Below are 14971 nucleotides of genomic sequence, written 5' to 3' on the forward strand. Positions count from 1 at the left end.
TTAAAAGATGTGCCTGTTTCTGCACGGTGGGGTGAAAAAATAATTTACGGCCATTTTAGAAGGGGTAGTTGATTCCAATTTGGAGTACCGCGTTGGCGAAATTGTAGTCCCTGAACCATCGTTTTGACATTTCTTCCGCTGGATTATAGGTTTTGAAGCCCAAATCGGCCCGTAAGATAAAATAGGTGAAATCGTATCGGAGTCCGAAACCGGTCCCTAGGGCAACGTCTTCCAAGGATTTGAATCCTGTAAAGGTGGCCGCCGGGTCTTCTACGTTGTCGAAAACGTTCCAAATGTTTCCGGCATCGGCAAAAAGTGCCCCTTTCATATTTCCGATTACGGGGAAGCGATATTCAAGGTTGAGCTCAATTTTTAGGTTGGCCTCGTTAAAGTCATTAATGGCGTCGGTGCTTCCAGGCCCAAGGGAATAGGGAGACCAGGCCCTGATGTCGTTGGCCCCTCCCGCAAAATAGCTGCGAACGAAGGGAATGTTGTCGGAGTTTCCGTAAGGAATGGCTATGCCGAAAAAGCTACGAAAGGCCAATACGTTGGTACGCGATGTGGCCCAATATTTTACATAGTCGAATTCTGTTTTAAGGTATTGGCTGTAAGGAACGCTGAAGACCAATTGGTCTCCGCTGTCATTTTCATTGAAGGGGACAATGTTCGAGAGCAAGGATAAAACATTGCCCGCACTTTCGAACTTGAACCTGAATTGATAGAATTGGTTGTCGGTAAGCCCTTCGCGGTTGTTCAGGTTCAGGGTGTAATTGCTGGCAAAGATCAGGTTGTCTTCGGTAAGCCGTTGTCTTCGCTCTTCGATACGGCTTACGGTTTGAAATTCATCAGCGGTACTCGACACCGTTCCATTAAGAATGGCATTTGTGAAATCGGTAGTTCCTAAAGGGATGCGAAGGCTTGGGTCGTCCGAACTTTCCGAGGTTTCAAAATTACGTGTCAGTTCGGGGTAGTTTATAGCGTCGTTATAGCTGTCAAAATTATCGGCTACCGCATCTAACTGTTCGTAGGAGTTTTGATAGACATTAAAAAATCGGTCGGGGTTTACGTTCTTTACGAACTGTATGTTGAGCAGTTCAATGTTGTGTTTGATAAAGTCCGAAGGTGTCCAGTTATAGCCCAAGACCGTACTGAAGGCCTGTTTATCTAGGCCTATGTTTTTCTGAAAGCTCGTTCCGACGGAAATCCGTGTTCTGGGCAGGGTATAGCTCGGTATGATTTTACTGGTGTTGATAAAGGGAAACCAGAACCTGGGTATGTCTAAGGTGAGGTCGGCCCCGAACTCTTGAATGTTAAAGAACCTACTGTCTATTATACTGGGGTCGTTCGATGAGCCAATGCTCAATCTGCCCGCCAAATTCAAGTTCTCGGCACCTCCGAACAAGTTTCTCGCCTGTAAGGAAGGACTTAGCGCCAAGCCTACCTGCTGAATGTTGGATCGGGTGACTTCAAATGAGGTTCCCAGCGAATACTTGGGTCGCGCCGCCAGATAAATGTTGGCGTCTAAAACCGCTGCGCTATCGTTGGGTGTTGATGTGATCGTAGGATATTTAAAAACGCCCAAGCTGGTAATTTGCCTATAGGTTCGGGTACGGTCTATATCTTTATAAATACTGTCTTTTTCGAAAAATACGGCATTGGCCAAGGTCTTGGGCTTGAACCTTAGTTTGTTGCGGTAAAAAATGGTGTAGTCTCCATAACGGATGAACTTTTGTTCGCTATCGCGTTCGTCATATAAATAATCGGTGTAAATATTGATCTTGTCAAATTTGTACACTTTGTATTCGGCACTGGTTACGGCACTGTCGCCCCGTCTTTTAAAGTTGTCGATGTTCAGCTCAATGTTCATTTTTTGATCATTGGCCAATTTAGTGGTATCGGTAGCGATGTCGTAAGAAATTGAGCTTTCTTGAAAGTTATAGATGCCCGAATTTCTAAAAATAGTGCTGAGGCGCTCCCTTTCACTGGCAAATTTCGTAAGGTCGAATTGGTCTCCGCTCTTAACGAACGATTCCGCCTTGTGGAGGGTGTAAATGGAGTCTATGGCCCTTGATGCAATCTTTTTGGATACCGAATCGATCATAAAGGGATGGCCGAGATCGACTTTATAGGCAACCATGGCCCTTCTTTTTTTACTGAGCGTGTCTATCTCGTATGTAGTGTTATTGTTAAAGTAACCTTTGCTTCCGTAATAGGCGCGCAGCCTTTCCAAGGTGCGTCTGGTTTTTGTGGTGTCTAAAATGGCCGGGGCCTCGCCGACCTTTTTGAGCCATTCGCTCAGGCCGCTTACCAGAAAAGATTTACCGAGTCGGTCTACCTGTTTTTTGGAAAGGAAATTGATCAGCCTCTGTTCTCGTTGGGCACTTTCGTGAAGCCAGACCTGATAAGATGAATCCGGATTTTTTTTAGCGAGGTTGTGTAGGTTCAGTCGTAACGGGTAGCCTAAAAGTGTGGTGTTCGGCTCTTGAACGATCAAACTTTTTATTTCTTCGCTCTTGACTTCAATGCTGTCGGCGTAAATGGTGTTTTTTTTGAGCAAAAGTTCATCGTCATCCACGCGCTTTAGCGTGTTGCACGAGTTGACCACGAGAGCTATAAGCAATAGGCTTATTCTAATAGTGGACTTAGTAAAGCGAAACGTTTTGCCCATAGAGGTCAAAAATACATTGATTTCATTTAAACTTTTTTATTTGGAGTCGAAAATATAGGGTTTTCTGTAGGGATACACTTTTTTGGGGGAAATTTATGACCTTAATTTTAGTGTTTGGGTATAAATTGTAGCTTCAAAATAGCATATTTGCAGTCTGGATATATTCATAGTAAGACGTACAGAACTCCATGGTTTCAAAAAATCAGATCAAACTCGTTAAAAGTCTACACCAAAAAAAGTACCGTAATCGTCACAACCTTTTTGTGGCCGAGGGTATAAAGGTCGTAAGTGAGTTGGTGGCCTCAGATTTCAAGGTAAATGCCGTTTATAGTACCGATGCCGAAATAGAGGTGGGTGCGGCTGGTTTGGTGGAGCTTGTTTCAGAGGTGGAGTTGAAAAAAATGAGTGCGCTTACCACTCCGAACAAAGTGTTGGGGGTTTTTGAGATTCCTAAGGCCCGAAAGCCCGATTTGACGGGGTGGGTCCTTGTGCTCGATGATGTTCGTGATCCGGGTAACCTGGGTACGATCATTCGGTTGTGCGATTGGTTCGGTATTGAACATTTGGTCTGTTCCTTGAATACGGTAGATTGTTACAATCCTAAAACCTTACAGGCTACTATGGGGTCGATATCCCGTGTGAATATCGGTTATACCGATTTGCCTACTTTTTTGGAGGGAGTGCCCAGCGATATATATGGAGCCTTTATGGACGGTGTCAGTGTTTATACGAAGGCTATGCCCGAGTCGGGAATATTGGTAATGGGCAATGAGGCCAATGGGGTGTCGAAAGAAGTGGAAGCTTTGGTGTCGCGGAAAATAAGCATACCCCAGTTCGGGAAAAACACTACGGAAAGCCTTAACGTGGCAACTGCTACGGCTATATTGTTAAATGAAATTAGAAGGGGCTAGCGCTTTTTTATTCAAAGGTAAAGTTGATAAAGAGTCCGCGTGTTTTCATGGATTCGATATTTCCGGTCCATGGACTGTTGGGGTCCTTGTCGCGTACCAGTTCGTCCGTTAGGCCGAAGACACCGCGTATGGATGGGGTAAATTTAAAGTACTCGAGGTAGAAATCTATACCGAAGCCCAGTTCGTAGTTGTAAGTCCATTTTTTCATACGGAAGGTTCCGCTGCTGTTGTCGTCAAGACTTTTTTCGTTGCTTCCGAGGTTGAGTGAGGCCGATGGGCCGGCAACTAGAAAAGGTTTGAAATTGCCAAAACGACGTGTGCCGATCTTTAAAAGAACGGGAAAATTGATGTAAGTCGATTTTACTTCGGTAATGGCGTCGCTTTCTCCTTCGTCAGTTGCGGCAAATCCGGGAAAACCCAAGGTTCTGGCGTTATAGTATAGTCCGGGTTCTAGCCTTACATCCAAAAATTCATTAAGGCGCAGCTCGCCGATAAGGCCTACATTAAATCCGGTAGACTCCAAGACTTGTATGTCGGTGCCTTGGTTGCCCCGATCTTGTTTGTATTCAAATTTGAATCCGTATTGGTTGAAACCCAAAAAATAGCCGTAGTTCAAGAATTTTTTATCCTTGTTCTCGATATTTAGAACCGGGTTGGAATTGAATTGGGCGTTCGCCGGTAAGGATAGGAATAAGATACCTCCCAGAACCAAAAAAAATCTTTTCATTCAAAAAAAATTATCCGTCCGCTTTTCGCTTTTAAAAAGGTCGAACCTCTGGTTTATTTGGTCATAACGACCGTGTCATTTTTTTGTGGCAACGTAAATCGATGCAACCCCAAATGTTTGGGGCCTGTTCTCTACCTCTATAAACCCGATTTTGCGTAAAATATTGTTGAAGGCATCACCATGTGGGAAAACAGATGCCGATTCGCTCAGGTAAGAATAGGCTGCTTTGTCTTTGGAAAAGAGTTTGCCAATGGCGGGCAACATATATTTGGTATACGTATTATATCCCTGTTTAAACGGGGTTTTGGTCGGTACCGAGGTTTCTAAGACCACAAAGGTGCCTTTCGGGGCCAATACCCTGTGTATTTCGGCGAGGCCTTTTTCCAAGGTTTCAAAATTCCGAACACCAAAGGCTACGGTTACGGCATCGAAACTATTGTCTTCAAAAGGCAGGTTTTCGCTGTCGCCGATGACCATGTCTATTTTTTGGTCCAGGTTTTTTTGGGCTATTTTCTTTTTGCCGACCTCTAACATTCCAGGAGATATGTCAAGGCCTACAATTTTTTCGGCGCCGGTTTCCACCAGGTTAATGGCGAGGTCTCCTGTGCCTGTGGCAATGTCCAATATATTATTAGGTTTCTTCGCGGTCAAAATGGCCACCACCCTTTTGCGCCATTTGATGTCTATACCGAAGGAAATGACACGGTTCAGGCCATCGTAATTTTCTGATATGTTATCGAACATTTGCGTAACTTGGTCTTTCTTTCCAAGCTCGGAATCTTTGTAAGGAGTAACCTTTTTGTCCATTTTTGGGCAATTTTTGGGGCAAAGATACAATATCGTGACAAGTAAACGTTTATGCAACACCACGAAAGCCTAGGAGGGTAAAGTGTATTTTATGGGCATTTTAAAAAGTCAACCGAAATATTATGTAATTTTGCCCAGCAAAATATAAGCTAGAAACTGGTTTTATATTCATAGAGGGGTGTGTGCTGCCGATCCCAACAAAGTTGCTGATACATGAAAATTATAATCGCAGGTGCTGGTGAAGTAGGTTTTCACTTGGCGAAACTGCTATCTTACGAATCACAGGATATTACGCTCATCGATACTAAAAAAGAGAGTTTGGCCTATGCCGATACTCATTTGGATATTCGTGTGCTGCGTGGTGATGCCACTTCGCTTTCCGTACTTAGGGATGCCGATGTGCAAAATTCAAGGTTGGTAATCGGGGTAACTTCCTCGGAGACCACCAATATCACCTTATGTATGCTGGCCAAGCAATTGGGATGTAAAAGAACCATCGCCAGAATATCGAACACGGAGTTTATCGAAGAACGTGAAAGCATCCGCTTTGCCGATCTTGGTATAGACGAACTGATTTCCCCCGAAGAGCTGGCAGCGACCGAGATACAATTGCTGTTGAACAAGTCGGCTTTTAACGATACCTACGAGTTCGAGGAAGGTAAACTTATCATGATCGGGGTTTCGCTATTGGCCAGTGCGCCCTTTGTCGGAAAGACGGTAAAAGAGGCGGCCCGTATTTTTCCAGAACTCAATTTTATGCCGATCGCCTTACAGCGAACCGGTACCCAATATACGGTTATACCTAGGGGGGACACCGTTTTTAAACACGGTGACCAAGTTTATTTTATCACGACGAAAGAAGGGGTAGACCAACTGTATAAGCTTACGGGTAAAAAAAAGGAGTCCATTCGAAACGTAATGATCTTGGGCGGTAGTAAAGTGGGCTTTAAGGCCGCACGAGACCTGTGTGCCAACAAGTTCAATGTAAAACTTATTGAAAAGGATAAGGAAAAGGCCTTTGACCTTGCGGACGATTTGCCAAATGCCTTGGTCATTAACGGAGACGGTAGAAATGTTGAACTATTGGAAGAGGAAAGCCTAGAGTCTATGGATGCCTTTATTGCGGTGACCGGAAACTCCGAAACCAACATTATGTCTTGTCTTGTGGCCAAGTCGAAGCGTATCAAGAAAACCATTGCCTTGGTCGAGAATATGGACTACTTTCAACTATCGCATTCCATAGGTATAGATACCTTGATCAATAAAAAGCTATTGGCTGCCAATAACATATTTCGCCATATTAGAAAAGGTGAAGTGGTAGCTTTGATGCGTTTGAACAATTTAAACGCGGAAATACTCGAATTTGTGGTCAAACCCAACTCAAGGGTAACGGGAAGTGTTATCCGTGAACTTGATTTCCCGAGGGCCGCTACCATAGGTGGGGTCATCAGGGGAGAAGAAGGAATCATAGCCTTAGGGGGCTTTGAAATACAGGCAGGCGACCGGGTAGTGGTCTGTTGTCTACCGGAAGCCATTCCTAAAATTGAACGATTGTTTCTTTAATGCAGCTAAATTCAAAAATAATATTTCATATCATGGGGCTACTGTTGCTTTGCAACGGTGGCTTTATGCTCTTGGCGACCTTGGTAAGCGGGATCTATGATGATGGCGCTACCCTAAGTATAGCTTTGGCGGCCATAACGACAATGTTTATCGGAATTTTTGCCATGTTCTATACCAAGGGACATAAAAAGGAGGTAAAGCGTAAGGAAGGTTATATTATCGTGACCTTCGGGTGGCTGGTAATGTCTTTTTCGGGCATGTTGCCCTATCTTTTTTCAGGGGCTATTCCCTCGGTTACCAATGCTTTTTTCGAAACCGTATCGGGGTATACTACAACTGGGGCCTCCATTTTAGATGATATTGAGGTATTGCCCAAGGGCTTGCTTTTTTGGCGTAGCCTTACCCATTGGATCGGGGGTATGGGGATCATTGTTTTGGCCATTGCCATTTTACCGCTATTGGGTATCGGGGGTATGCAGTTGTTCGCGGCCGAAGCCCCTGGGCCGAGCGCCGATAAGTTGCACCCGAGGATTACCGATACCGCCAAACGCCTTTGGCTGATTTATGTCGGATATACCTTGGCGGAAACCCTGCTTTTAAAATTGGCGGGCATGAGTTTCTTCGATGCTATAAACCATTCCTTGGCTACCCTTTCTACCGGGGGCTTTTCTACCAAGAACCTAAGTGTGGCCTATTGGAACGATCAGCCGATGATCCAATACATTATTATTGTGTTCATGTTTCTTGCAGGAAGCAATTTCGTACTCAGTTACTTTGCTTTTAAAGGGAAGGTGCAACGGGTGTTAAGGGATGAGGAGTTTAGGTATTATGGCGGCTTTGTGGTCATTTTTACCTTGGTGTCGGCCCTTGTGGTCTATTTTCATGCGGAAGTGCCCCTTACCGAATACCATCCGATGGTTTTAGGCCAGGCGGAAAGCGCTTTTAGACATACCTTGTTTCAGGTTATATCGGTAATCACCACTACGGGATTTGTTTCTGCGGATTTTACCAGTTGGACGCCCTTTATGACCGTTTTCTTTTTCGGACTGATGTTCCTCGGTGGCTCGGCAGGTTCTACTTCAGGTGGGATCAAGGTCATGCGGCATATTTTGATTATTAAGAACGGACTGTTGGAGTTTAAGCGAACCTTGCACCCCAATGCCATTATCCCCGTGCGTTACAACAATAAGACCGTTAAAGAGAAGATCGTTTATAACATCATCGCGTTTTTTGTGCTGTACATGTTGTTGTTCATCATAGGGGCTTTGGTATTAGGGGCCATGGGAATCGACTTTGTTACCGCCATCGGTGGTTCGGCCTCGTCCCTAGGTAATGTGGGGCCGGCCTTTGGGGGACTCTATCCCTTGAGCAATTTTAACGGATTGCCCGACGCGGGTAAATGGTGGTGCGGTTTTCTTATGTTGGCCGGTAGGCTCGAGCTCTTTACGGTTCTTATTTTACTTACCCCTTATTTCTGGAAGAGGACCTAGAAATTATTTCTTCTCATCCTTATTGTTTCGATAACGACATTAGGGTAAAAAAAGGCCTTGTGAAGTATGGTCTGCAGTTCACGTAGTTTCAAATTTTTAAGGCAATAAGACTATTGGAACCATTTGCCTTGTCAAGTTTATAATTTGTATGTTTATATTTTGATAAATGTATAAAAAATCTTACATTGTATTCCTTTTTTGATGTAACTATTACGGTAGGAGCTTTATCGATTTGATGTTTTTGGCTACCGTGCCGTCAACCTTCCCCTGAAATAAGCAATGCCTCGGGCATTTGGTTTTTAGTCTGTATTTACTAGTTCTAATCATAAAATACGTTTTATCATGGGAAAAAAAGTTTTAGATTCAAGTATTGGGGAAGTAGCGGAGTTAGAAAGGGAAATAACTCCGGAAGAAATTGGCCAACAGGCCCAACTGATACCGTTTTGGTACAGAAACAGTGGCTTGTACGTAAAAAAGAGTAGGTTCTTTCCTGTATTTCCTAAAATACCGATAAAGATGAAGCCGTCTGGGGTTCAGACTGCAATCGACCTAGACGTTCTGAACGAGGAAGAACGGGCCAGTCTACCCATATTACCGTTTCTTACGTACGAAGAACTGAGGCTTGATATTGACGGTCAATTTCCGTTAATGATGGCCAGTGGTTACCTGAGGTTTCCAGGGGTTCACTACGTAGCGAAGTTGAGCAAGTCGGGTAATGATTATTTGGGTAAGATCTGGTACAGGCATGGTAATGTAGCCTCGTTTACCTACAAGTATATCAAAATAGAGTTGACCAATTCAATCTTCCCAAAAAACAAGAAAGCCAAGGTTACTTTTTACGGAAACGGCGACACCAAAAAAGTTTCGACCTATAATTTTAGTAGCAGTCAGTTTAGAAAAGTCGATTTTGAATTCGATTACGAAGAAGGGGTAAAACCGGTGTTGTCGATAGATACCCATGCCCATCCGATAAGGCCTGCGAGTCTGGTCAAAGAAAAATTGACACTTGAAAAGGTGTATCAGCGGGCTGGTTTTACGGTTACCCGATCGGCCGGTGATGAGGTTCCTTCGGCTTTAAAAGGGGCCAATGGTACTTGGAGCAATATGGAAATGCATGATGCCATGCAGGCCTATTGGTCTAAATTCAGCGCAGCACCCAAGTGGGCGTTGTGGACCTTCTTTGCCAAACAACACGATATAGGCCCGAACCTTGGAGGGATTATGTTCGATGATATCGGCCCTAACCATAGACAGGGTACGGCCATATTCTATGATTCCTTTATTAATAATGCTCCGGTGGGTGATGCCAATCCGGCAGCCTTTGTCAAACGTTCAAAATTCTGGACGGCCGCCCATGAAATGGGGCATGCCTTTAATTTGGCCCATTCGTGGCAAAAAAACTATCCCGGTTTTGGCTTTTCGTGGATTCCATTGACCAACGATCCTGAAGACCGTAGTTTTATGAACTATCCCGGTAGGGTTAGTGGGGGAGAAAACGCTTTCTATTCCGATTTTGATTTTAGGTTTACCGATAACGAGTTGTTGTTTATGCGCCATGCCCCTAACGATTTTGTCGAAATGGGAAATAGCGACTGGTTCGAGAACCATGCTTTTGAGCAAGAAGCGTCTATTACCGATAATAGGTTGGCGTTGGAGATAAACGTATTGCAGGAAGACCAAGTGGCCGAATACCTTGAACCAGTGTATTTGGAGCTGACCTTGAGGAATACTTCCGGTGCGCCCATAGCGGTGAGCAAGCGCTTGATTGACAACCTTAAGAATGTCATGGTGCTTATTCAAGGCCCTAACGGAAAGGTGTCTAAGGTGCGTAGTTTTGTCGAGTACCTTCTCGAGGATAAAGACGTGGTCTTGCTGCCCGATGAAATCATGACCCATAAGCATTTTATATCCGCAGGTCCCGATGGTTGGTATATAAAAGATAGTGGTAGCTATAAAATTTCGGCCATGGTAGAGAACAAGGAACAAGTTTATAGTTCCAATCAGGTGGAGTTGGAAGTACTCTTGCCTAAAACTACCGAAGCCCAATTATTGGCGAATCAATACTTTACCGAAGAGGTGGCGCGAGTCTTGTTTTTTAATGGTAGCCGCGTACTAACCACCGGAAACAAGGTGTTGCAAAAAGTAGTCGATAACCTACCTGAAAGTAATGTTTCGGTACATGCGGCCATGGCACTGGCTATGCCCTATATGAAAGATTACAAGATGATGAATTTTGAAGAAAGTGCGCCACAGGCCGCTGTAAAAAGTGCCTCGGAGGAAAAAGGAGGGTTCAAGACTATAAAGGCCGATGAGAAAAAGGCAAAGGCCTTGATCGATATAGCTACGGCCCGTACCGAGCAATTTGCTAAAACCTATGGTATTGCATCGAACAACGCGCATTTGAGCGAGCTTCTCGGTTTTATAAAAGAAAATGACAGTGCGACAAAGCTCAATAAAATTGAGAAGGATTTGAATAAGTATAGCCGTAATTGACACGTGGGGGAATATTGTCAATTAAAAAAGGGTAGACGTGATGAAACGTCTACCCTTTTTGTATGTGTTAAAACCTATACTTGATTTATTGTTTCAGCGCTTTCTCAATTCTGGAAATAGCTTCCCTGATTTCCTTTTCGGCCGCGGCATAAGAGATTCTGATGCAATTTCCATTGCCGAAGGCATCTCCTGTCACCGTTGCTACGTTCGCATGCTCCAAAAGGTACATGGCGAAATCGGAGGCGTTGTTTATGGTTACCCCGTTCAAGGTTTTTCCAAAATAAGCGGTTACGTCAGGGTAAACGTAGAAAGCACCTTCGGGTTCGTTACAACGAAAACCGTCGATAGCGTTCAAAAGTTCAAGAATGATTTTTCTACGTTCCTTAAACTCATCGATCATATATTGAATGCGGTCGGGAGATTCGGTTAGGGCGGTAATTACCGCTCTTTGGGCAATACAGTTGGCGCCACTGGTAACTTGGCCCTGTAGTTTGTTACAGGCACGAGCTATGTAAGTTGGGGCTCCAATGTATCCGATACGCCATCCGGTCATGGCAAAGGCCTTGGCCACTCCGTTTACGGTTACCGTACGATCGTACATATCTTCGAATGCGGCCATAGAGGCATGCTCGGTTACGCCGTAGTTGATATGTTCGTATATTTCATCACTTACCACAATAATTTGTGGGTATTTCTGTAAAACGTCCGCAAGGGCGCGTAATTCTTCCTTGCTATAAATAGAACCACTAGGGTTACATGGGGAACTGTACCAAAGCATTTTGGTTTTTGGCGTAATCGCGGCTTCCAGTTGTTCGGGAGTCATTTTAAAATCGCTCTCTATGCTGGTGGCCACTTCTACAGGTACGCCATCGGCCAATTTTACGATATCGCTATAGCTAACCCAATAAGGACATGGGAGAATAACCTCGTCACCTTTGTTCAATACCACTTGCGCTACATTGTACAAAGCTTGTTTGGCTCCGGTAGACACAACGATCTGCGGACGCTCATAGCTGATACCATTGTCTCTTTGAAACTTGGTGATGATCGCATCCTTCAATTCTACGTACCCATCAACAGGGGTGTATGAATTGTAGCCGTCGTTTACGGCTTGAATGGCCGCTTCCTTGATGTAGTCGGGCGTATTAAAGTCTGGTTCACCCAAGCTTAGTCCGATAATGTCTTTTCCTGCTGCGCGCAATTCTCGGGCCTTGGAGGCCATTTCTAGAGTGGCCGAGGGAGCTAGACTGTTGATGCGGTCAGACAGTTGGTTCGTTGTTGCAGTCGATGATGTCATAATAAAACTAATGTTTTACACGGTACGTATACACGTGTGCTAATAAAATTACGTTCAATGGGTCTATTGAAGGTTCAGGGTAGGTCGTTTACCGAGCTCCTTCAAATGTTTAAAGTGCGAAATTATAGCTTTTCGGGTAGTTTTGTACTCGTTGTAGGGCAAATTAAATTCCTTTGCCGTTTCTTTCACAATTTCTGCAATTTTTGTGTAGTGTACATGACTGATGTTAGGGAAAATATGATGTTCTACCTGGTGGTTCAAACCTCCCGTAAACCAATTGACCAATTTGTTTTTGGTGCCAAAGTTCACGGTCGTGAACAATTGGTGTATGGCCCATGTATTTTTCATAGTACCGGTTTCGTCGGGTAATGGCGTATCGGCCTCGTCAACGATGTGGGCCAATTGAAATACTACGCTCAAGATAACCCCGGCTACGTAGTGCATGATAAAGAAGCCCAACAATACCTTCCACCAAGCGATATCGACAAAAATCAGCGGCAGAACGATCCAGATGGTGATATAGAGCACCTTTGTAATAACCAAAGTACTCCAATTTACTACGGGGTTCGGTAATTTACCGTACGAAAGTTTGCGTTTCATATAACGGTACATCTGCTGAAAATCGGTGGTGATGGCCCAGTTGAACGTCAATAGCCCATAAAGGAATACCGAATAGAAATGTTGGAACTTATGGTGCTTGCGCCATTCGGCATGTTTGCTAAAGCGCAGGATGCGGCCCGCTTCCATATCTTCATCGTGCTCGTGGATGTTGGTATAGGTGTGGTGCAATACATTGTGCTGCACTTGCCAGTTGTAAACATTTCCCGCTAGGATATAAATACTGCTTCCCATAAGTTTGTTTACCCATTTTTTGTTCGAATAGGCTCCGTGGTTGCCATCGTGCATAACGTTCATACCAACGCCAGCCATACCGATTCCCATGATAATGGTAAGAATCAGGTTGGCCCAGGTCGGAAGGCCTAGGGTCAATATCAGGAAGTAAGGGGTCAGAAAAATGGCGAACATAATCACCGTTTTTAGGTGTAAGCGCCAGTTGCCCGTCTTTTTTAATTTGTTCTCTTTGAAATAATCGTTTACGCGCTTGTTCAAGGTTCTGAAGAACTGTGCGGAATCTTTTCTAGAGAAACGTACTGTTTTTTGGTCCATATAAATAGTATTTTTGATAAATATCGTAGAAACGCAAAGGTTTAAATGTCGATAAAATATTATTTCATCGATGAATATAGTAGTTTTGTAACTATACAAATATACGCATGACTGCCGAATTAGTTTTTAAATATTTTCCCAATTTATCAGAACTTCAACAAAAACGCTTCATTTTATTGGAAGAACTGTATAAAGATTGGAACCAAAAGATAAACGTAGTTTCTCGTAAAGATATAGATGAACTTTATTTGAGGCATGTGCTTCATTCAACCGGAATAGCTAAAGTTCAGCAGTTTAACGATGGGGCTTCCGTTCTCGATGTAGGTACCGGTGGGGGCTTCCCCGGTGTGCCCCTGGCTATACTTTTTCCTGAAGTACAGTTCACTTTGGTCGATTCTATCGGTAAAAAAATTAAAGTGGTAGAAGAGGTCGTTCAAGGTCTTGGTATAGACAACGTACGTACCATCAATGCCAGGGTAGAGGAAACCAAGGAACAACATGACTTTATTGTAAGTCGAGCGGTTGCCGCAATGCCTACTTTTGTGCACTGGGTCAAAGGGAGAATAAAAAAAGATTCGCTACACGAACGTAGAAACGGAATTCTTTACTTAAAAGGTGGGGACTTGTCGGAAGAACTGGAAGGTTATAAGTCCGTAGAGACCTATGATCTTACCGACTACTTTGAAGAGTCTTTTTTCGAAACCAAAAAAGTGGTTTACCTGCCCATGAAATACAAGGGCTAGTCTATAAGCTCAATAGGTGGTAATACGCCTTTCTATATTTCCTCGCGTAAATTTTTAAATAACTCCATACGTGTATACGTAAGCAATCTACAATCATTCGTGATTTACTGTATGTTTTCTGCATATCCATAATCCTCATTTTTTTTACAGTTACTACAAAGTACGTAATTATTACGATTAGTTTACAATTACTTAACGTTAAATTTACATTAAAAGTATGTATTCAATCGAATTTTAGCCTTTTTTCCTTAAAATCAAGGAGATAAAATTGAATTTATGGGCTTCGATATCCTCATTGGAGCAGATTTGCTGTTTGATAAGGTTTGTTTTTTAAAAACCTTATAATGAGTTTGTTATAATATTGACATCGACTGAAATCACTTCGTTTTGGTGAAGTAATGTGTGTGTTATGTTATTTTAATGTAAATATAACGTTAACTCGAAGGGGTAAATTGTGTTGGTTTGGAAAAAAGAGGGGTAGGGGTATAAAAAAAGCCTTTCAACACCCATGTGTCGAAAGGCTTTTGAAGGTTTTACGCTTTTCTTACTTGCTCCATGGGGGAGTGACACCATTAGATCGCGCATAGGCAATCAATTGGCCCTTGTGCTCTCCGTTGTGTTCCATTATGGCCAAAAGGCCGCCCAACTTGTTCATTTTGGCAAATCCAAAGTCCACTTCATCCGCAAATTGGTCGTTCTCTACTTGGGTTATTTTATCAAGAACGAATTCATTCGATTTTTTCAATGCGGCTATAATGTTTTCCTTGCCCGTAATTTTCGAGAGGTTCATCATATCAACCTCTTCTGGTGGGGCAAAACCCATTTTAGAGGCTAGGTAGTAGTTTCCCCCGGCAACGTGCAACAGGGCTTCGGCAACCGAGTTGACCCCTTCGGTAGGGCGCCAGGCGTATTGCTCTTCTGAAAAGGCTTCCGCTAAGGCAATTACCTGTTCTTGGTTTCCCTTTAAAACACCCTGAATGGTGTTCTGGGTCAATTTTTCTTGTGCATACGTTATGGTAGCTACCATAAGGAATGTCATTAATGCGAGTTTTTTCATTTTCTTTTCATTTTAGTGGTTAAATAAATTCCCCAATTGTCCGATTCT

General features: G+C 43.5%; 11 protein-coding genes. 5 read left to right on the forward strand and 6 right to left on the reverse strand.

Annotated features, from left to right (window positions below; genetic code table 11):
* Positions 1–55: 55 nt before the first annotated feature.
* Positions 56–2668, reverse strand: a complete 2613-nt coding sequence (locus B4Q04_RS16225; RefSeq protein ID WP_088697436.1) for a BamA/TamA family outer membrane protein — start codon at positions 2666–2668, stop codon at positions 56–58.
* Positions 2669–2856: 188 nt separating this feature from the next.
* Between B4Q04_RS16225 and B4Q04_RS16230 the strand changes: the two genes are divergently transcribed.
* Positions 2857–3579, forward strand: coding sequence for a TrmH family RNA methyltransferase (locus B4Q04_RS16230; protein ID WP_088697437.1), 723 nt, complete (start codon positions 2857–2859; stop codon positions 3577–3579).
* A 7-nt stretch (positions 3580–3586) separates the two neighbouring features.
* Here B4Q04_RS16230 and B4Q04_RS16235 read toward each other — a convergent pair whose 3' ends face one another.
* Together B4Q04_RS16235 and ubiE are read right to left on the reverse strand one after the other, a co-directional pair.
* Entirely contained in the window at positions 3587–4306 is a 720-nt protein-coding gene (locus tag B4Q04_RS16235; protein ID WP_013992139.1) for a porin family protein, read from the reverse strand.
* Between the two features lie 75 nt (positions 4307–4381).
* On the reverse strand, positions 4382–5113 hold the full coding sequence (ubiE, locus tag B4Q04_RS16240; RefSeq protein WP_013992138.1) for a bifunctional demethylmenaquinone methyltransferase/2-methoxy-6-polyprenyl-1,4-benzoquinol methylase UbiE: 732 nt from the start codon (positions 5111–5113) through the stop codon (positions 4382–4384).
* A 213-nt stretch (positions 5114–5326) separates the two neighbouring features.
* Here ubiE and trkA point away from each other — a divergent pair, with 213 nt between their 5' ends.
* From trkA to B4Q04_RS16255, 3 genes are all read left to right on the forward strand, one after another.
* Positions 5327–6676, forward strand: coding sequence for a Trk system potassium transporter TrkA (gene trkA, locus B4Q04_RS16245; RefSeq protein WP_013992137.1), 1350 nt, complete (start codon positions 5327–5329; stop codon positions 6674–6676).
* Complete coding sequence (locus B4Q04_RS16250) at positions 6676–8166, forward strand: TrkH family potassium uptake protein (RefSeq protein ID WP_046287317.1); 1491 nt, start codon at positions 6676–6678, stop codon at positions 8164–8166. The genes trkA and B4Q04_RS16250 overlap by 1 nt, the downstream gene beginning before the upstream one ends.
* 342 nt (positions 8167–8508) lie before the next feature.
* A complete protein-coding gene (locus B4Q04_RS16255; protein WP_088697438.1) occupies positions 8509–10659 on the forward strand; it encodes a reprolysin-like metallopeptidase in 2151 nt (716 codons plus the stop codon).
* Between the two features lie 85 nt (positions 10660–10744).
* Here the strand turns inward: B4Q04_RS16255 and B4Q04_RS16260 are convergent, their stop codons facing one another.
* Entirely contained in the window at positions 10745–11956 is a 1212-nt protein-coding gene (locus B4Q04_RS16260; protein ID WP_088697439.1) for a pyridoxal phosphate-dependent aminotransferase, read from the reverse strand.
* A 63-nt stretch (positions 11957–12019) separates the two neighbouring features.
* Positions 12020–13123 (reverse strand): fatty acid desaturase family protein, encoded by a 1104-nt coding sequence (locus tag B4Q04_RS16265; protein ID WP_013992133.1) that lies wholly within the window; start codon positions 13121–13123, stop codon positions 12020–12022.
* 107 nt (positions 13124–13230) lie between these two features.
* Between B4Q04_RS16265 and rsmG the strand changes: the two genes are divergently transcribed.
* On the forward strand, positions 13231–13866 hold the full coding sequence (gene rsmG, locus B4Q04_RS16270; RefSeq protein ID WP_013992132.1) for a 16S rRNA (guanine(527)-N(7))-methyltransferase RsmG: 636 nt from the start codon (positions 13231–13233) through the stop codon (positions 13864–13866).
* A 544-nt stretch (positions 13867–14410) separates the two neighbouring features.
* Here the strand turns inward: rsmG and B4Q04_RS16275 are convergent.
* Complete coding sequence (locus tag B4Q04_RS16275; protein ID WP_013992131.1) at positions 14411–14923, reverse strand: DinB family protein; 513 nt, start codon at positions 14921–14923, stop codon at positions 14411–14413.
* Positions 14924–14971: the final 48 nt, after the last annotated feature.

The sequence above is a fragment of the Zobellia sp. OII3 genome (genome assembly GCF_002211465.1).
In the GTDB taxonomy this organism is placed as follows: domain Bacteria; phylum Bacteroidota; class Bacteroidia; order Flavobacteriales; family Flavobacteriaceae; genus Zobellia; species Zobellia galactanivorans.